Raw genomic sequence first — 18,590 nt, forward strand, 5'->3', positions numbered from 1 at the left:
TATGATTTTGTGAGTGCTTGTGGTATCGTATCCTCTTGGTGCTTGTCACTAGTTCGGGCCGTAGCGCAGCTTGGTAGCGCACTTGACTGGGGGTCAAGGGGTCGCGGGTTCAAATCCCGCCGGCCCGACTGATAGCCGCCGGAATTTCAACGTTCTACAACGTAAGGGATTCCGGCGGTTTTAATATACGTGCGATTGGGCGCGATTGCAGCGGACCTCGCCGCATCTACAGCGTCTTCGACATCATCCAGACGATTCAGCCTCAGCCCAGCATATATGTCAAGCGTGATGGTGGTGCTTGCGAGAGTATCGCATATGAGGCATAGCAACAGTTAGTTATGTCACATAAGTAAGATACACTGATTATAACGTTTGTGTATATTTGTGGTATTGTCATATATATACATGTGCACACGTAGCAGAAGGCCATGCGGTGGAAGTCGTGCCGCTAAGCCTGACGAACTGAAAGGGAGAACGGATGACGCTCTTCACCCAAGCTAAGCACAAGCAAGCCGCCCCGGCTTACCGCCGTATCTTCTTCGCCATGGCTGCAGTCGCGGTGGCGGCGACTTCTCTGTTCGGCGGCATGACGGCGTACGCCGAGTCCGGTACCGCCGCCTCCAGCAATGAAAATGCCGTGAATATTACCCCCCCCCCAGCAAGTCTGAATCTCTAGGTTCCAGCGCAGCAAAGCTCGATGCCAGCACCGCTCCGCTGGCAGATACAGGTGCAGTCAACGTAGACGCACAATCCGATGATGCAAACAATCCTCTGATGCGAGGAACTGGCGCTTGTGTTGATGACACTGGTGTCACTGCAACCTTTGGTGGTTGGACCACTGGCGGTGGCAATACAAATACACCTAGCAAACCGGGCATAGGTCTCAAGCCTAATCCCGGCAGTGGCGGCTCACTCGGAGGCTACGTCAACGGGAAAGTGGTCAATTGGGGTTCATACTGCACGTCCACCGCCACTAATACAATCCAGTTCCGTTACTCCACAGGCGGGGCAACGCAAGCCGATTCGTCACAAACCATCTCCTACGACGCGCACACCGCCAGCGCCAGTGTCTCGTTCGCCACCATCGACACTCAAGTCAACACCACCCAGACCTACACATGCTCCTACAACGGCAGCGTCTACTACACCGGAACCGTAAAAGTACCCGGTTGGGGTACTGCGCACTGCACCGGGTACGAAATCAGCTGTCAAGGAGGCCAACAATCACTTGACCCGGATGACTTCGCTCTTGCTGCAACACCCAGTGCTGACGACGAGTCTCCGTCAACTCGCGGTGCAGGCACAATTATTAATCCTGGGGCTACCAGCAGTCTTGTTACTCAGAACAGTTACTGTGCAGACCAATTCGCTAAAACGCCGCGCAAATGCCGCTACGGTGAAGCAGGCTTTGGTACTGCACATTATGTGGTTGATGCTCCGATTGTCAGTTTCCAGTGTCCTGCTGCCACATCCTTGAACCAGTATCGGCTCAACAACGGCGGCGGTACGGCAGGCATGCCAGCATACAACCGCGTCTACGTGCCAAACATTGCAGGCTACGACGTATCCGTATCCAACGGCAGCTGGGACCCTTCCAGCCGCACCGTCGCCATGCCCCAACCCGTCAACAGCGTTGGAACTCCCGTCTACGGCACCGACCTACAATTGGCCACCAACGGCGTTACTACTGTCATCTACACCAAACCAGCAGCATCACTCACCGTCCACTACACCAAAAACGGAATCGAAGACACCAGCCTGCAGCAAGTGTTCAACGGCTACCGCGGCGACCCCATCACCACCGCAAACAAAGCATTGAACGTGCCCAACAATTATTACATTGACTCGGGCACACCACCCCTGACCTGTAACGACACATCGTGCACCCTACCTGCCAACACCACCTACCCGGCAGGCCACACCGACTACTGGATCACCTGCAAATCCACCACACCCAAACACGAATCCTGGAACGCGAACCTCATCGTCCACTACAAGGACGACCAAGGCAACACCCTGCACCCAGACCAAACCAAAACCGTCACTATCACCCACGACTACACAGTACGGCCAGACACCGGAGCTATCGTCACCAACACCGACTGGGCCTACCCAGGCAACGACCCGAAAGTCGACTACGGCATCCTCACCAGCAGTAGACGATACCTCAACTTCACCATCGACAACCCCACCATTCCCGGCTACCACACCAACCAGCCAACTGCCACCTACACCAACACCGACCTCCGCATAGGCATCGTGCTCGTGGACGGCGGCAACGACACCAAAGAGATCACCATCACCTACCACCGCATGATCACCTCGCTGCCATTCACCGGTGGAGCCACCACAGCAGCCACACTAGCGTTCATCGGTGTCATCATCGCCGCGGTGCTCATCACCATCACCTTGGTGTTGAAGAGGAGGCAGAATCACATCACCACCAACTAACCCAACCCTATAACTCCGCAAATCGGTACGTTTCGATCACCATACCGCAACAAAATGATCGAAACGTACCCACACTCCCACACAACCCAAGCAAACGCGTACAAAACAATCACCAAACCACGAATAAACGAACGAAACGTACCCGCAACATCCACAACCCGAACATATGGGTACGTTTCGGTCAAACACTCGTGACAGATCGGCCGAAACGTAGCCACACCAGCCCATGCGCTCACGATAACCTATCCATACTTCCGTCACCAGCCACAACCTCTCTCAACCCAAGGCGATGACGGAATCATAAAGGGTGGTTGGGTGCAGCAACACCGCCGCACCCAACCACCCACACCCGCAGCTGTACGTCTCACACAATCAAAACCCACAGTTCGCCGACCGAACTGTACCCATATCCTCACGCTGCTCAAGCAATGCGTACACTACGGTCAAAACCGACGGATTGCCGAGCGAACTGTACCCACAACAAGCAGCCACACAAATAACGCGTACCATCCGAACACCGCTCGCCGCACCACACTGATAGTGGCTCATAACATTAGGCGATACCCCAATATGCCCAAAACTCTATATTCCACCCTTCCGGTGCATTACAGTGTGATGAAACGCCAGCGCGACAATCAGCACGATGTCGCACCACGCAGACGTTCATCACAGAAGAGTATAGAGAAGGGGAGTGGGATGTCAGATACCGTTTTGGAATGGGCCGCACTCGCGGTCGTCGTACTGTTGTTCGCCGCTCTGGCGTGGCTGAACCGCAGCCGCCACGTCAATTTCAGCATCCGCATCATGGTGGCCACCGTGCTCGGCGTCGCGGTCGGCATCGCATTCAAAGGTCATGTGACGTTTGTCGCGGCATCCGGCGCGGTCTGGTCGAACGCCATCAAGGCCATCGTCGTGCCGTTGCTGCTGTTCAGCGTCATCTCTAGCATCACCAAACTAGGGGAGTCTGTACGTTTGCGCAACATCGGCGCCAAAACAGTGTTCTTCCTCCTGCTCAACACGTTGCTCGCGTCGCTGACTGCGCTGCTGTTTTCTCTCGCATTTCACGTGGGCAAAGGGTTTACCGGGGGAGCACCCAAGCATGCAAAGCAACATAAGGTACCCGGCATCGTAGATACCATCGTCGCCTTGTTCCCCTCGAATCTGGTCGGCAACTGGACTCAGAACCAAGTGGTGCCTGTCGTCCTGTTCGCACTGCTTCTCGCCATTGCGCTCAATGAGATTTCACACACCGATCAGGGTGCCCGTGCCGTCGCTCCGTTCAAGGCGTTCGTGAGCGCCGGTGACGCGGTGCTATCCAAGGCCACGCAGATCGTCATGGGGTTCACGCCCTATGCCACGCTGTCACTCATCGCCAAAGCGGTAAGCAACAGCGTGGTGGATGCTTTGCTGCCTTTGGTGGGTGTGCTGGTGGTGGCCTACCTCGCGATTGTCGTACAACTGTTCGTCTGGCAGCCGTTGGTGTTGGCGGCGACCACCCGTCTCAACCCGATTCGTTTCTTCAAGGCGTTCGCCCCGGCCGGTGTGGTGGCGTTCACGTCCGAATCGTCCATCGGCACCATTCCAGTCACGGTGCGCCAACTGCGCAAAAGCGGCGTTCCCGAAGACATTGCCTCGTTCGTTGCCAGCCTTGGCGCCAATCTCGGCATGCCCGGGTGCGCTGGTGTGTGGCCGATGGTGCTTGCAGTGTTCGCCATCAACGCGCAGGGACTTGACTATTCGGTAGGTAGCTATGCTGTACTTGTAGGGCTGACGTTGCTGGTTTCCATAGGCACGGTAGGTGTTCCCGGCACTGCCACCGTCACTGCAACGGCGCTGTTTGCCTCAGCGGGACTGCCTGTCTCGTTCATCGCCGTCGCTCAACCCATCTCTCAGATAGTGGATATGGGACGCACGGCCGTCAATGTGGCGGGCGCGGCGAACACGGCCACCATCGTGGCCGCCAGTGAACATGAGCTTGACAAGGATCTGTATTATGGCCGTAAGCAGTTCACTGAAGATTCGGTTGACGAGACTGACACAACTGACGAATCCGATACGACTGATGCTGGCTCACAGTAGGGGAGAGAACGGTTTGGCCCTATACTGGCATGGTGGTGACTCCGGTGCCTACGACGTTCAGCCACGGACGATTTCCGCGGAAGGTTCAGTATGTAAGTCTCGACTTCACGTATGAGAGCATATATATGGCCGGCCGAGGTTGTTAATTATGTCACCACCGTGTATATTATGCAAGAATAAAGCCGTGCACCTGCATCACGTTCACAGTGGAGGGCGCTCTGCGGCCGAACGTATCCCAACCCCACACAACCAACGCAAACGAGTACAAAACGGTCACCAAACCCACAATAAACGGCCGAAACGTACCCTCAAACAAGCTTCAACGCTACAAACCGGTGCCATCAAGCACATGCCTTAGCAGAACACCATCACACCAGACTGATATCGACATGCATCACCGTTGCAGTCTCTCTCACTGCAGGTAGATGACCGAACTCAGGTACCGCCCAGACGACACGCCACAACTGCCCTTGTTTCGCACATTTTCCCTGTGAGGTTCGGGGATATGATTGTTTATTGCAACACCACACAGCAATTTCGGTTACACTAGAACACTATCGTAATCGGCAAGGAAAAGGAGTTTGGCGTGGAAGACGCTTCCGATATCTGCGCGCAGACGATGCGAGAGCAGGATATGAGCGACATCGCGGTCGCCCAGTTCAACAGCATGTACGGTGACTGGTTGGAAGAGACCAACCGTACTGGCGTCACCGAAAACACGAGTCTCAGCGCTACCGGTAATGACGCTGGCAGCGAAACCCGCACACAAGATGGCGAAGGAACACAAAACGCAGCCACCGACATCTCGGGTGGTGCTGCGAGCAGTACCACAGACGGTACCACGGACGATGCAGCGACTGAACCGGCCGCATGCATGGCTTCTTCGACAGAGAACCAACCCAAAAGCCCCAGCGAGGATGCTGCGAGCTGGATTCTCGAAAGCGACATCGAACCGCTCACCGACGTGCCAAGTTTCCACGACATCTACGACACCATCGACCACGACCAAGCGGTGCATGCCTTCGCCAAGACTGCTTTTCTCAAGCTCAACGGCGGCTTAGGCACCTCCATGGGCCTGGACTCCGCCAAGTCACTGCTGCCGGTGCGCCGGCACAAGGCTCGCCGTATGCGTTTCATTGACATCATCCTCGGACAGATCACCACAGCTCGGGATCGACTCGATGTGCCGCTGCCTCTCACGTTTATGAACTCGTTCCGCACTTCAGGGGACACCAAGCAGGTTTTGGCGCGCAATCACAATTTCCATCAGGATGACATTCCTGTGGAAATCATGCAGCATCAGGAGCCGAAAATCGATTTGGCTACAGGTAAGCCAGTACGGTTCCCCGCCAACCCGGCTCTCGAGTGGTGCCCACCGGGACATGGTGACCTGTTCTCCACGATTTGGGAGTCAGGGCTGCTCGACAAGCTTCAGGAGCAAGGGTTCAGCTATCTGTTCATTTCCAACTCGGACAATCTCGGCGCCCGCCCTTCACGCACTTTGGCGCAGTACTTCGAGAATACGGGCACGCCGTTCATGGTGGAAGTGGCGAACCGTACCGAAGCTGACCGCAAGGGCGGACACTTTGTGAGAAACAAGCGTACGGGCCGTTTGATGCTGCGAGAGATGACACAGGTTGCAGACGGCGATAAGGATGCAGCGCAAGACATCATGCGACATCCGTATTTCAACACCAACAGCATCTGGGTGCGTATTGATGCGCTCAAGGCCAAACTCGAGGAGCATGGCGGCATTTTGCCGTTGCCGGTGATTCGCAATTACAAGACCGTTGACCCTACCGACCCTTCCACCACGCCGGTGGTGCAGTTGGAAACGGCTATGGGTGCGGCCGTGGGTCTGTTCGACGGCGCCATCTGCGTGCAGGTGGACCGTATGCGCTTCCTGCCGGTAAAAACCACGAATGACTTGTTCATCATGCGCTCTGACCGGTTCCATCTCACGGACTCATATGAGATGGAGGACGGCGACTACAGGTTCCCGGCTGTCAGTTTGGATGCGCGTTTCTACAAGAACATCGACGACTTCAACGAACGCTTCCCGTATTCCGTGCCCTCGCTGGCTGCTGCGAACTCCGTCACAGTTCATGGCGATTGGACCTTCGGCCAGAATGTCTCGTTCTACGGGGATGCGGTACTGGAAGATCAAGGCAAGCCAAGCTATGTGCCTAACGGTGCGTTCGTTGGCCCGCAGGGCATTGAGCCCGACATGTGGAAGTGATGAGCAATGGTTTGGAAGCTGGTTATGCATGCGTAAAATGTGTTAAGAAACGCCGAACATGCGAAATAATACAGCTTCGAGCAAAATTCATCTAGTATAGAATAGGTAAGTGTGTGCAACCGCGCATACTGATTGAGACATTAACGATACGTGAGGACTAATGGCAGAAGGAAGCAACGGGAGGCGGCGGTTTTCCGACAAATGGGGTAAGCATGAGCTAGATGTACTGGCAGTGCTCTCCTCCGCATTTCCCCAATGGTTGACTTCTCGGCAGATTGCCCAGCGAGTGAAGGCCTATGCCGACTCGTATGGCGAATTGGTCGATCAAGCCGCAAAGGCAGCATTCGCGAAACAATTCCAACGCGACCGGGCTAAGCTGGCCGCGATGGGTATCGCCATCGAGTCACGCCAGCCAGAGTATTCGTCGAAGTCCGAAGGACAGGATTTCGCATCCTACCGTTTGCAGCTCGGCGATGAGCCACGCGTGAGGATCAGGTTCAAGCAAGAAGATTTCCCTGTGCTCGCTGCCGCCAACTATCTGGCGCGTTCCATGGCGATTTCGTATTCATCCACCAAGCAGGAGGATGAGCATGCTTCGCGCACGGCACCGCGCGTGCCGCAACCGCCGACTCCTGGACTTGGACTGGACTCAATTGCTCCTGGTTTGGGCACACAGCCGATTCCTGACACTTTGGTGAAGGTTGTGGATTCTCGCCGCTTTGCAGCCACAGTCGACGTATCGGGCGAACATTTGAACGTGGCGTACACCGACTCCGACGATTTGGCCATGTATGTGTTGGAGCACCCCGGCGCAACAGTGGTTGCCCCGCAGGAAGCCGCCGATGCCGTGGATCGTCGGTTCAAGGCCGCATCCGAGCTTAAGCTTGCCGACGGTCTGGACGACGACAAGCTTAAGCCGAGTATCAGTGAGACTGTTGCGGATGCCAAAGAGGCTGAAGACAGCGAGCAGGAGGAGACTCCTGCCAAGCACAGCTCCACGTTCCAAACCGGCAGTGAGGTGGATCGACGCTTGCGTCTCATGCTCTTCCTCTCTGCACATTTGGGCGAGGAGTTCCCGCTCGACGGTCTCGCCGCAAGGTTCATCGGCGTGCCCAAGACCGATGACGAGCGAAAAAAGTCGATGGCCACGATTCGTAAAGACATCAACACCCTCACCACCGTTTCGGACGATGGGGAAATGGCAGGCAGTCAGTTCTTCGACATCGACTGGTCTTTGTTGGATGAGGACGGCATCGTTTCAGCCACCAATTCTTTGGGTCTTGAGCGCTTAGCCGGTATTTCGCAGCAGTATCTCAGTATGTTGACCGCTTCGGTGAGCTATCTGGCGCATTCCTCGCTGCTGCCGTACGAGCAGCGCGTACAAGCGGAATCGCTGTATCACGATTTGCAGCAGCACGTCAAGCCGGGGGAGACCCCGTGGCTGAGTTTGACCGGTTACGAGGTGGAACCCCGCAGCTTCAGCATCGTCAAGCGTGCCATCGACATGAACAGCCTGCTGGACATGGAATACACGGATGGTGCAGGGCGCACCCGCCGCAAGCTGGTGGCTCCTACCAAGATTTTCGTTGACGAAGGTGTGTACTACGCAGCCGTGTGGACGGACGTCGAGGCGGTGGCGCCAGACGATGTCAAGGAGTTTGCGGTCAAGGACACCACCATCAACAAAGCCACCGGTGAGCCGCGCATCTGGCAGGTGCTGCGCTTGTCTCGTATCAGCGATGCTTCTCTGGTACCCCCAGTTGCTGCGTTGAACATTCCCGATGTGCCGCTTGCTGAGTTGCGCCGTTGGAGCGTGGATAACGGTACCGACGTGATGTTTATCACCGATGAGCCGGGGCTGGCATTCGTGCAGGCATTGCCCGAAGCGCGTGTCGAGCCGTGTGGCAACGGCGAGAAGGTATATCTGCGTGTCTCTTCAGACTCGTGGTTCGTGGCCTTCTGCATCTCTCATGCACGCCATCTCACCGCAGTGGCCCCGCAAACGTTGCGTACCATGATTGAGGCACGAGCCAAACGTGAGCTGAGCGTGGAGCAAAGCGAGCAAGTGGAGGGTGTGCGGTCCGGTCAGGACGACTGAACCAGACTTCATCCGAGACAACGAACCGGCTGAGTGAACGGTATTCCATATCTCACTCGGCCGGCATAGAAAGCAGGTACTCATGAAGTGGTGGATTTGGCTGATACTCGTGGTACTCGCTGTGGTGGTGTTCGGATTCGCTGTGGCCTACGCCGTGTCTCATGCTATGCGCGCCGCTAAAAGCGCTGCTGCTGTGGGCGGCGATGTGATGGAGATTCTTGGCGCGTACTCAGACGTTCCCCAAGTGGAATCGTCACGTACACAGCCAGCCTTCACCGAACCCATTGGTGTCACTGCGCAACGATACAGTGCCAAGCACACAGCGGTGGTGGAGCGCAAACTCGGTCAGCGCGATAAGCATGCTCGGTTATGGGGCAAGTGGAATCGCGAACAGAACCTGCACGAACGCCCCGTGCCAGGCAGCGAGTCAGGTACCGCCAATCAGTCTGAGGCCTGATAATCCATTTATGATGAAACACTAGCGAACAGGTTTTCATGTCATCGACATACGGAGACGAGGCTCTTTCTCCTGCCAAACGGTATGCGGCATTCCGCAAACAACGCGCACGTCGGGCATCCCAAGCCGCAGCGTTTGCCAACACGTTGTCTTTCGAGCTTGACGATTTTCAGACCGAAGCCAATGAGGCACTGGAAGCAGGACAGAATGTGCTGGTGGCGGCTCCCACCGGTGCCGGCAAAACCGTAGTGGCGGACTTTGCCATGTTCCTGGCTCAGCGAAATCACGCCAAGGCGTTCTATACCACGCCCATCAAGGCGCTGAGCAACCAGAAGTACCATGATTTGGTCGACTTGTACGGTGCCGATCAGGTGGGGCTGCTCACCGGGGACAACTCCATCAACTCCGAGGCAAGCATTGTGGTGATGACCACGGAAGTGCTGCGCAATATGCTGTACGAGCACTCTTCCACGTTGGAGGGGCTGCGTTACGTCATCTTGGATGAGGTCCACTACTTGGCTGACCGGTTCCGCGGGCCGGTATGGGAAGAAGTCATCATCCATTTGCCTGTCACGGCACGAATTGTGGCCTTGTCTGCCACGGTTTCCAATGTCGAGGACTTTTCGAGTTGGATTGCTTCGGTGCACGGCGATACCAAACTGGTGGTTTCCGAGCATCGCCCGGTGCCGTTGGAACAGCATGTGCTGCTGCAACGGGACAGCGACCATGAGCCTGAACTCATCGACCTGTATCGCCATGATTCCAATGGTGTGGCAAGCTCGGCAATCAATACTCGTCTGGTGGAGCGTATCGATCAGCTTGATCGTCGGGCTGAACGTCACGCATCGGCAAAACCATTGCCTGGCAGGCGCAGGCATGGCGGGCACCGGCCCACACCTCGACGTCACACGCCGCGCCGTTGGGCTGTTGTGGATGAGCTCAACTACCTGGGACTGCTGCCTGGCATCTATTTTATTTTTTCCCGCAACGGCTGCGACCAGGCGGTTCAGCAATGCCTTGACGCCGGGTTGGAGCTGACCAGTGAGGATGAGGCGCGCCGTATTCGTAGCATCGTCGACGAGATGGTCGACGGCCAGCTGAGTCACGACGACTTGAAAGCGCTGCATTTTTCGAATTTCCGATTTGCCTTGGAGGAAGGATTCGCGCCCCATCATGCGGGTATGGTATCCCTGTTCAGAGAGATTGTAGAACGATTGTTCGAAGCCGGACTGGTCAAGATGGTCTTTGCCACCGAGACGCTGGCCTTGGGCCTGAATATGCCGGCTCGCAGCGTGGTGGTGGAGAAGCTCGAGAAGTTCAACGGTGTCGATCATGTCACACTCACAGCAGGGGAGTATACCCAGTTGACCGGCAGGGCAGGGCGCCGGGGCATCGACAACATCGGCCATGCCATAGTCGCCGACCATCAGGGATTCACTCCCTCCACGTTGGCATCCCTGTCAAGCAAGCGCGTGTATCCGCTTCATTCAAGCTTCAAACCTACGTTCAACATGGCGGTTAATTTGTTGCATTCGAGCGATTATGCAACCGCCCGCACCACCCTGTCGCATTCGTTCGCACAGTTTGAAGCCAATAATTCCGCGGAGACGTTGGAATCACGTATGGTCACGCTGGAGGATGCGCTGCGCGGCTATGAGCGTGCGTTCGCCTGTTCGCACGGAGATTTTGCACAGTTCATGACCATTCGCCGCCACCTGAGTGACCTACAGAAGGATGCACGCCGTCAGCTCAAGCACCGTGTTTTCCGTTCTGAGGCCGAACGTGCCCGGGCATTCGCCGATCTCGACCGGCAGATTGATGAACTGACTCGTCTCGAACAGCAGCATCCTTGCCGTTCGTGCCCGGATATGAACAAGCACGTGAAGTGGGGCAACCGATGGCTACGGGAGTCGAAGGAGCTGGACAAGGTTCGCCGCCGCTACGAGTCTCGAACTGGCTCTGTGGCAAGGCAGTTCGACCGGATTTGTGAGATTCTTGAGGCGCTCGGCTATGTGGATAGTGAGCAGCACACAACCGGAACGCATACCGCCGAACTTGAATTGACTGAACGCGGCCAGCTTCTGCGTCATCTGTACAGCGAATATGACTTGGTGCTGGCACAAGGCATCAGTGACGGCGCACTTGACAGACTCGAACCGGACGCTTTGGCAGCAGTGCTCTCAGCCTTGGTATATCAAGCCAGGAGAGGTGACGGGGGAGAGCCCCGCCGCTATCCGGGAGGAGAGAACGGAGCTGCGCGCCGGGCGTGCAGGCGCATGCGTGACATTTTCCTTGACGTGGAGGAGTTGCGAGAAGACGCAGATTTGGACGAGATGGAATCGTTGGATTTCTCAATAGTGGATGTGATGTATGACTGGGCGAACGGTGACAATCTCGCCCATATATTGCATGCTACGGATTTGACTGGGGGAGACTTTGTCCGCAATGCCAAACGTCTGTCCGATCTCTTGCAGCAGATTGCCGCAGCCAAGCCTTATTATGAACGCTCAAGCCCCCACTTGGCATCTACCGCACACCAGGCCAGCCTGCTCGTGAACCGCGGTATCGTGGCATATTCAGGAGTAGATTAATGCATCGTAATATGTAGAGGAATATACATATATGCACTCTAAGATAGTATCAATCGAAACAGTGCAATTATCCGGGCATGAGAACATACACGATTTAGACAACACACACGGGAATATATCGCTCGTCCGAGCGGTTCTGTAGCTTAGAAACAGGAAACATAGAGGAGGAAACATGGCAGAACGCAGTCTGCGTGGCATGAGTATTGGCGCGAAATCTTTGGAGTCCGACAATAATGTCGATTTTGCAGAACGCAACGACGTTGTGTATGTCTGCCCAAAGGGTCACCGTACCATTCTGCCGTTTGCCGAAGGTGCCGAAGCGCCTAATGAGTGGGAATGCCGCTGTGGCGAGACCGCCAAGCTCGAGAATCGTGACGAGTCGCAGGAAGACGAGATTCATAAGCCCACACGCACGCACTGGGACATGCTCACCGAGCGGCGCAGCGAGGAAGAGCTCAAGGAACTGCTTGACAAGCGTTTGGAGATGCACCGCGACGGCTGGTTCCCAGATTACGAGTGATGCACAGAAGTACTAAGATGGCGGCCTGTCGATATCTTCGGTAGGCCGCCGCTTGGTATCTGATGCGCAATGAACTCGTTTCGGACCGAATAACTGACATAAGGAGTCAACAGTGGATCCAAAGCATCGTCAGGTGGTTTTGCTGGACCTCGATGGCACACTGACACGTTCACATCCCGGAATTATCGGTAGCATCGTCCATGCTTATCATGATTTGGAACTTGAGGTGCCCAGTGACGCAGAACTGTTGAGATTTATCGGCCCTCCGATTCCGGTTTCATTGCGCTGCAACCATGTACCCGAACGGTTTATCGACCAGTTCGTCACAACATACCGCAGCTATTACACCAGCAAGGCCGTGTTTGACGACCCGTTGCACCCGGGCAGTAAGGTGCCAGGACGGTTCTATAACAGTGTCTATGACGGTATTGAAACACAGCTCGACCGTCTCAAAAACGATGGTTTTGTGCTGGCTTTGGCCAGCTGCAAGCCAGAAGTTCAGGCAACAAGCATTTGCGAGCATTTCGGTCTCTCTGCGTACCTGGATGGCGTATTTGGCGCCAGCACAGATGCATCACGCACCACGAAGGCTCAGGTTGTCCGTTATGCCTGTGAATCCATCGGATTTGATAAGAACAAAGATGCCGCATTGATGGTCGGAGATCGTTCTGACGACGTGGATGGGTCCAAGGAATCTAGCATTGACTGCATTGGGTGCCGCTGGGGCTATGCGGAGCCCGGTGAGCTCGAAGAGCATGGCGCCATTGATGTTGTAGACAATGTTGACGAACTGGCCGGTCGAGTCGAAACGTATTTTGCTCGGTAACAAAGTGTGCTGCAATGCAAGTCTATTATTACCGATAATGTACGTTATGTCAGATTAGATATTGGATTATACTCTCCCACATACGTACCGCTCACGTACTTGCTTCTACTCTCGATGATGCACCGCTCCAAGACGCGCATCCATGGTGTCTCGATACGCGCGGCTCGCTTGCAGGTACATCAATACGAACTGCGCCGCGACCATCAGCGCAAGCACGAGTGCAGATGGCAGCCAAACGGTGCCATATATCGCTCTGACGCGTTCAGAACAAGTATCTTTGACGAACACATACACGAAGTATGGCATTACGCACATAACCGCAGAAACGACCTGCATGGCAATGACCGACCAGGCCACCGGCTGCACACGGTGCGCTCTCTTTCGCTTCGGAACAGTGAATTCGCCATTAACAGCACATATGGCACACACTCCGAGTCCCCAGAGCAGAGCAACAGTCCACAGCGCACCAGGCAGAACGTCCATCATTGAAGCCACTTCCCTACTGTAATATATTTATACCACATATGACATAATATATGTAATATATACAATCTTCGTACTGCGACAAACCAGCCTTCACTTAGGCCTGCATCTGCCGCTGTTCGTGCTGGAGCGCGAGTTTGCGCCGCATGCGTTCCGCCGCCAAATCATCGATCGGACGCCCGGCGCTCTTCGTAGAGGCCACTTGGGTCAGATCGACGAACGGCTCCTGCTCAAGCGCCTCATCAACTTGCCGCCACAGCGCCTCTACCGAGACGGCGAACACAGCGGTTCCTTGTTGCACAATGTCCAACAACTCACTACTGCTCTTGCATTCCTTGACACTTGCACCGTCGCAGATGACAGTGAGATGAGAGAGCTCCACAGTGGTCTTCGAGCGCATGAAACCGATGGCTGCGGTCACGTTCTGCAAGTTGACACCAGTATCCAGCAACCGCTTGGCAACCGCCAGAATCAGTACATCCCGGAATGAGTACAGTCTACGAGACCCCGAACCATGAGATGGCGTAATAGAAGGCTCCAATATCTGCTTGCTGGCCCAATAGTCAAGCTGGCGGTAGGTGATACCGGCCACCTTCGATGCCACCGGGCCACGGTACCCTCTAGTTACCGGTTCGTCGTCAAGCGCGGCGAACAACTCCCCCTGCACCGCCTGCATTTGATGCTGTGTATGGCCTGTCGTCATGGTCTGCCCTGTTTGAGGTACGAACTAAGCCGCGCTCGTGGGCTTGGTGAAGAACACCAAACGGAACTTGCCTATCATCAGCTCGTCTCCGTTGTTCAGCACCGCTCTGTCCACACGCTGACGGTTCACATACGTACCGTTAAGACTGCCGGCATCCACGATTTCGAAATGGCCGTTGACCCTCTCAAATGTAGCATGCGCTCGAGAGACGGTGGAATCGTCGAGCAAGATGTCAGCATGCGGATCACGCCCCACACTTACCTTGTCCTCATCGAGAAGGTAGCGTGAGCCGGATACCGCGCCACGTGTGGAAATCAAGAGGGCGGAACCTGGACTCAGCTGGGCCATGGTATCCAGATCGTCTTGGGTCAGAGGCCGGTCCGCCGTGCCGGTAACGGGAATATTGAGAGCGGGCATGCCAATGATGGTTGTCTCGCCTGCGCTTGGAATCGATTGTGCCATGACTCTATTCTACCCGGACTGCATACCTAATCAGCAAGTGCCACGCCAATGCATGTGTATTTTCTTCCCTTACGCCAGCAACACGCCCTCATGATTCGCTGTGCCAGCCGTTCTTCCGGTCTGTTCTAATCAGCGAAACACCTTGGCGGATGTAGATATACCCGGCGATCCAGTAAAGCACCACGCCCCAGATGCCACACGCTATCCCGATGAAGTGAATGATGCTGGTGAACGTGGAAAACCACAGGTCCGCAAAGATAAGCAGAGCGATGGAAATCATCAACAGAGCCGTGCCCGCTTTGCCGACGAAGTTTACCGGCAGCGGACCGTACTCGTGCTGTGCAAGCACTACGATGAGCACCAGCAGCGTCACATCGCGCAGCCCGACCACAATGAGCATCCACCATGGGATGATGTGCGCCACGCCCAAGGCCAGAATGCTGCATAGAATGAGCAGACGGTCAGCGATGGGGTCGAGAATCTGTCCAATCTTGCTCACTTGATTGAACGAACGGGCGATGATGCCGTCAAGACCGTCAGAAGCTGCGGAAATGGCCAGCACGATGAGTGCCTCGACCATCTTGTGCTGGGATGTCAGATAGGCAATGAACGGAATCGAGACGATACGCAACACGCTGATGAGATTGGGAATGGTGAACCAGATATCACGCGCATCAGGGCTGTACTTGCTCAATTTGTCAGGGAGTTTCATACGTGCCTGCTATATCCTCGAAGCCTGAAGTGCCGTAACGATGATACCGCGGGCACCAATATCGTACAGCTGGTCCATCAGCAGATTCACTTGTGCCTTGGGCACCATCACACGCATGGCCACCCACTGCTTGTCATGCAATGGGGAAATGGTAGGACTTTCCAAACCAGGAGTGATGTGCACGGCGGCGCTCACCTTGTCTGCAGGAATGTCGAAATCCATCAGCACGTAGTGGCGCGCGGTGAGCACTCCTTGCAGTCGCCGCTGCAAGGTAACCAGACCCGGGTTGTCCTGCGCGTGAGGAGAGCGAATGAGCACGGCTTGCGATTCCAGGATGGGATCGGCGAAGATGCGCAGGCCGGCATTGTGCAGAGTGGTACCGGTGGAGACCACATCCGCAATGAGGTCAGCCACGCCTAGCTCCACGGACGATTCAACGGCACCGTCCAAGTGAATGATCTCGGCATGCAGACCGTGCTGATGCAGGTAGTCTTTCACTAATTTGTCGAACGAGCTGGCCACACGCTTGCCATCGATGTCTTTCAGGGCTCGGATGTCCGAATCTTCAGGAGCGGCAAAGCGGAACGTGGAATTGCCGAAGCCCAATTCCATGAACTCCTGCGCCCGCGTTTCCGAGTTGAGGAGCATGTCTCTGCCGGTGATACCGACATCGACCGCGCCACGGCCCACATATACGGCGATGTCAAGCGGACGCAAGTAGAACAGTTCTACGTCGTTCTCTCGGTCCGTCACCACCAGCTGGCGGGTGTTGCTGCGCAGCGCATACCCGGACTCTTTGAGCAAATCCCATGCGGGTTCGGACAGCATTCCCTTGTTGGGCACCGCGATTCTCAGCATCGTATCTTCTCTCCCCTTTTATGCACGCTGTACGGCTGCTGCCGGCAGCAGCCTACGGCATGTTCTACAAGTTTCGGTAGATGTCCTCGAGCGTGATGCCTCGATCAATCATCATGACCTGCAGATGGTAGATAAGCTGACTCATCTCCTCTGCGGTGCGGTCTGCACCTTCGTATTCGGCTGCAATCCAGGTCTCCCCTGCCTCTTCGACGATTTTCTTGCCGATGAAGTGCGTGCCCGACTCCAATTCGGCCACCGTTTTGGACGATGCGTCCTTGGTACGCGCCTTGTCGCTGAGTTCGGCGAATAACGATTCAAACGTCTTCATGAAAGTCTCTCCCGCTTGTAATTGCAGTACGCTTAGGCCTGATACGCTTGCTCTGCAAGATCTCGAATGCTGTCAATTGCCTGAGCGCGGTCCTCGGCACCATACACGGCCGAGCCGGCCACCAGCACATCCGCACCTGCTTGGGCGACCGTTTGCGCAGTGGCTGGGCTTACGCCACCGTCCACCTGAATGCGGGTGCTAAGGCCACGCCTGGTAATCTCATCGCGCAGACGGCGAACCTTGCCCATCTGGTTCGCCAAGAACTTCTGGCCTCCGAATCCTGGTTCAACGGTCATGATCAGAATCATGTCGAACTCGTCGAGGATGTCGAAAATCGGCTCCACAGGCTCGGCAGGACGCACTGCGAAGCAAGCTTTGCATCCCATGTCGTGCAGCTGGCGGGCCAGACGCACCGGCGCATGCACCGCGCCCATATGGAAGCTGACAGAGCTGGCACCCAGCTTGGCGTATTCCGGTGCCCAGCGGTCGGGATCCTCGATCATGAGATGCACGTCCACCGGCAGGTCGGTCACCTGGCAGATGCGTTCCACGATAGGCTCACCGAGGGTGAGGTTAGGCACGAAATGATGGTCCATCACGTCAACATGGACCATGTCGGCATGGTCGATGGCCTTGAGGTCTCTCTCAAGATTACAGAAATCGGCAGATAGGATACTCGGTGCAATTGCAATGGTCATAAGCAATCATTCTATGCAAGGTGAACGACGAGTGCGGGCATGTGTCCAGCTTGCGGCCAGTCGGCTTGAAAACCCTTATTGCCCGGTGCTCCGAGATGCTGCATACGCGACAAGTGGAACAACTTCAGCAACACACATTCTCAAGCACTCCTCATTCTCAGACGGCTTGACCAGATCGCTCCTGTGCAGCGGCCTGAGATTCTGCCTCGGTTATGGTGCGCAGCCGCTCGGCAAGCTCATAGGTAGGCTTTCCCAAGCGCTGCACAGCTGCAAAAGCGGCGACACCGAGGATGAATACGCATATGGAAACCCACACATTGACACGTACTCCCAGAATCTCGTGGGCAAAGTCGATACGCAGCGCTTCGATCCATGTACGTCCGGCGGTGTACCACATGATGTACAACGTGAACAGGGAACCGGCCTTGAGTTTGGCGACGAGTTTGCGCCCCACCCACACCAGTATGAGTGCGCCGATGAGATTCCAAATCATTTCGTACAGGAACGTGGGATGGAACAAGGTTCCTTGCGGGCAGGTCTGTCCGTCATAGCATTGCTCGGTACTGCCGATGGCCGTTCCGACATTGTTCAGTTTCAGACCCCACGGCAGTTTGGTAGGCGCGCCATACAGTTCTTGGTTAAACCAGTTACCCAGTCGTCCTACGGCCTGAGCCACAAGCAGGCCGGGGGCAAGAGCGTCGGCGAGCAGCGCCGTGGGATAGCGCTTGTGCCGGCACCAAGCCCATGCGGCTAGGCCTCCGAACAGCACACCTCCCCAAATGCCCAGTCCTCCGTTCCAGATCTTGAAAATCTCAACGAAACTGCCATTGGGCCCGAAGAAGCGCTCCGGTGTGGTAACGACGTGGTAGAGCCGCGCACCTACGATGCCTGTCGGTACCACAACCAACGTGATGTCAAGAATCTGGTCGAAGCTGCCTCCCAGTCGCTTCCAGCGCACTGTGGTAGTCCAAACGGCAAGTACGATGCCAAGCAGGATGCACAATGCGTAGAAGCGAACAGTGAACGGCCCTATATTGAATTGGGAAATCGACGGTGAAGGTATGTAAGCCTGTGTCATGGAAGAC

15 protein-coding genes, 1 tRNA gene and 2 pseudogenes are annotated in these 18,590 nt (G+C 55.7%); 11 read left to right on the plus strand and 7 right to left on the minus strand.

Features of this window, described 5'->3' with window-relative positions; all coding sequences use genetic code 11:
* Positions 1 to 54 precede the first annotated feature (54 nt).
* The 11 genes and pseudogenes from ACSYSO_RS04450 to ACSYSO_RS04500 all read left to right on the plus strand — a co-directional run bounded on the left by ACSYSO_RS04450 (position 55) and on the right by ACSYSO_RS04500 (position 13,261).
* Positions 55 to 128 (plus strand) — tRNA-Pro (locus ACSYSO_RS04450).
* A gap of 350 nt (positions 129 to 478) precedes the next feature.
* Positions 479 to 676: a hypothetical protein gene (locus tag ACSYSO_RS04455; protein ID WP_489798259.1), complete on the plus strand. Its 198-nt coding sequence runs from the start codon at positions 479 to 481 to the stop codon at positions 674 to 676.
* A gap of 98 nt (positions 677 to 774) precedes the next feature.
* Positions 775 to 2,451 (plus strand): mucin-binding protein, encoded by a 1,677-nt coding sequence (locus ACSYSO_RS04460; RefSeq protein WP_491701572.1) that lies wholly within the window; start codon positions 775 to 777, stop codon positions 2,449 to 2,451.
* 696 nt (positions 2,452 to 3,147) lie between these two features.
* Entirely contained in the window at positions 3,148 to 4,530 is a 1,383-nt protein-coding gene (locus ACSYSO_RS04465; protein WP_491701573.1) for a dicarboxylate/amino acid:cation symporter, read from the plus strand.
* 874 nt (positions 4,531 to 5,404) lie between these two features.
* The gene (locus tag ACSYSO_RS04470; RefSeq protein WP_491702064.1) at positions 5,405 to 6,769 is read left to right on the plus strand and encodes a UTP--glucose-1-phosphate uridylyltransferase; all 1,365 of its coding nucleotides are present in this window, start codon (positions 5,405 to 5,407) and stop codon (positions 6,767 to 6,769) included.
* A gap of 160 nt (positions 6,770 to 6,929) precedes the next feature.
* Positions 6,930 to 7,647, plus strand: a pseudogene (locus ACSYSO_RS04475) (helix-turn-helix transcriptional regulator); the annotation flags it as partial.
* Positions 7,648 to 7,763: 116 nt separating this feature from the next.
* Positions 7,764 to 8,867, plus strand: a pseudogene (locus tag ACSYSO_RS04480) (helix-turn-helix transcriptional regulator); the annotation flags it as partial.
* 82 nt (positions 8,868 to 8,949) lie between these two features.
* Positions 8,950 to 9,324: a hypothetical protein gene (locus ACSYSO_RS04485; RefSeq protein WP_489798254.1), complete on the plus strand. Its 375-nt coding sequence runs from the start codon at positions 8,950 to 8,952 to the stop codon at positions 9,322 to 9,324.
* 38 nt (positions 9,325 to 9,362) lie between these two features.
* Entirely contained in the window at positions 9,363 to 11,915 is a 2,553-nt protein-coding gene (locus tag ACSYSO_RS04490; protein ID WP_491701574.1) for a DEAD/DEAH box helicase, read from the plus strand.
* Between the two features lie 172 nt (positions 11,916 to 12,087).
* Positions 12,088 to 12,435: an RNA polymerase-binding protein RbpA gene (locus tag ACSYSO_RS04495; RefSeq protein ID WP_489798250.1), complete on the plus strand. Its 348-nt coding sequence runs from the start codon at positions 12,088 to 12,090 to the stop codon at positions 12,433 to 12,435.
* 112 nt (positions 12,436 to 12,547) lie between these two features.
* Positions 12,548 to 13,261, plus strand: coding sequence for an HAD hydrolase-like protein (locus ACSYSO_RS04500; RefSeq protein WP_491701575.1), 714 nt, complete (start codon positions 12,548 to 12,550; stop codon positions 13,259 to 13,261).
* A 580-nt stretch (positions 13,262 to 13,841) separates the two neighbouring features.
* On the opposite strand, the gene ACSYSO_RS04505 is transcribed toward ACSYSO_RS04500, so the two are convergent.
* The 7 genes from ACSYSO_RS04505 to lgt all read right to left on the minus strand — a co-directional run bounded on the left by ACSYSO_RS04505 (position 13,842) and on the right by lgt (position 18,583).
* The gene (locus ACSYSO_RS04505; RefSeq protein ID WP_491701576.1) at positions 13,842 to 14,447 is read right to left on the minus strand and encodes a MerR family transcriptional regulator; all 606 of its coding nucleotides are present in this window, start codon (positions 14,445 to 14,447) and stop codon (positions 13,842 to 13,844) included.
* Positions 14,448 to 14,471: 24 nt separating this feature from the next.
* Positions 14,472 to 14,909: an FHA domain-containing protein gene (locus tag ACSYSO_RS04510; protein WP_491701577.1), complete on the minus strand. Its 438-nt coding sequence runs from the start codon at positions 14,907 to 14,909 to the stop codon at positions 14,472 to 14,474.
* An 88-nt stretch (positions 14,910 to 14,997) separates the two neighbouring features.
* Positions 14,998 to 15,621 carry a CDP-alcohol phosphatidyltransferase family protein gene (locus tag ACSYSO_RS04515; RefSeq protein WP_489798242.1) on the minus strand — a complete coding sequence of 208 codons (624 nt, stop codon included), beginning with the start codon at positions 15,619 to 15,621 and terminating at the stop codon, positions 14,998 to 15,000.
* Positions 15,622 to 15,630: 9 nt separating this feature from the next.
* Positions 15,631 to 16,479 (minus strand): ATP phosphoribosyltransferase, encoded by an 849-nt coding sequence (hisG, locus tag ACSYSO_RS04520; protein WP_491701578.1) that lies wholly within the window; start codon positions 16,477 to 16,479, stop codon positions 15,631 to 15,633.
* Positions 16,480 to 16,543: 64 nt separating this feature from the next.
* Positions 16,544 to 16,807, minus strand: coding sequence for a phosphoribosyl-ATP diphosphatase (locus tag ACSYSO_RS04525; protein ID WP_489798239.1), 264 nt, complete (start codon positions 16,805 to 16,807; stop codon positions 16,544 to 16,546).
* 32 nt (positions 16,808 to 16,839) lie between these two features.
* Positions 16,840 to 17,505: a ribulose-phosphate 3-epimerase gene (rpe, locus tag ACSYSO_RS04530; RefSeq protein WP_489798237.1), complete on the minus strand. Its 666-nt coding sequence runs from the start codon at positions 17,503 to 17,505 to the stop codon at positions 16,840 to 16,842.
* 157 nt (positions 17,506 to 17,662) lie between these two features.
* Positions 17,663 to 18,583, minus strand: coding sequence for a prolipoprotein diacylglyceryl transferase (gene lgt / locus ACSYSO_RS04535; RefSeq protein ID WP_491702065.1), 921 nt, complete (start codon positions 18,581 to 18,583; stop codon positions 17,663 to 17,665).
* Positions 18,584 to 18,590: the final 7 nt, after the last annotated feature.

This window comes from Bifidobacterium sp. ESL1130 (assembly GCF_058507935.1).

Excerpts from the sequence above, each read along its gene's own strand:
- ACSYSO_RS04505 (WP_491701576.1), bottom strand. The coding sequence starts at position 14,447 with ATGACGACAGGCCATACACAGCATCAAATGCAGGCGGTGCAGGGGGAG.
- ACSYSO_RS04455 (WP_489798259.1), top strand. The coding sequence starts at position 479 with ATGACGCTCTTCACCCAAGCTAAGCACAAGCAAGCCGCCCCGGCTTAC.
- lgt (WP_491702065.1), bottom strand. The coding sequence starts at position 18,583 with ATGACACAGGCTTACATACCTTCACCGTCGATTTCCCAATTCAATATA.
- rpe (WP_489798237.1), bottom strand. The coding sequence starts at position 17,505 with ATGACCATTGCAATTGCACCGAGTATCCTATCTGCCGATTTCTGTAAT.
- ACSYSO_RS04515 (WP_489798242.1), bottom strand. The coding sequence starts at position 15,621 with ATGAAACTCCCTGACAAATTGAGCAAGTACAGCCCTGATGCGCGTGAT.
- ACSYSO_RS04525 (WP_489798239.1), bottom strand. The coding sequence starts at position 16,807 with ATGAAGACGTTTGAATCGTTATTCGCCGAACTCAGCGACAAGGCGCGT.
- ACSYSO_RS04495 (WP_489798250.1), top strand. The coding sequence starts at position 12,088 with ATGGCAGAACGCAGTCTGCGTGGCATGAGTATTGGCGCGAAATCTTTG.
- ACSYSO_RS04510 (WP_491701577.1), bottom strand. The coding sequence starts at position 14,909 with ATGGCACAATCGATTCCAAGCGCAGGCGAGACAACCATCATTGGCATG.
- ACSYSO_RS04485 (WP_489798254.1), top strand. The coding sequence starts at position 8,950 with ATGAAGTGGTGGATTTGGCTGATACTCGTGGTACTCGCTGTGGTGGTG.
- hisG (WP_491701578.1), bottom strand. The coding sequence starts at position 16,479 with ATGCTGAGAATCGCGGTGCCCAACAAGGGAATGCTGTCCGAACCCGCA.
- ACSYSO_RS04465 (WP_491701573.1), top strand. The coding sequence starts at position 3,148 with ATGTCAGATACCGTTTTGGAATGGGCCGCACTCGCGGTCGTCGTACTG.
- ACSYSO_RS04470 (WP_491702064.1), top strand. The coding sequence starts at position 5,405 with ATGGCTTCTTCGACAGAGAACCAACCCAAAAGCCCCAGCGAGGATGCT.
- ACSYSO_RS04460 (WP_491701572.1), top strand. The coding sequence starts at position 775 with ATGCGAGGAACTGGCGCTTGTGTTGATGACACTGGTGTCACTGCAACC.
- ACSYSO_RS04490 (WP_491701574.1), top strand. The coding sequence starts at position 9,363 with ATGTCATCGACATACGGAGACGAGGCTCTTTCTCCTGCCAAACGGTAT.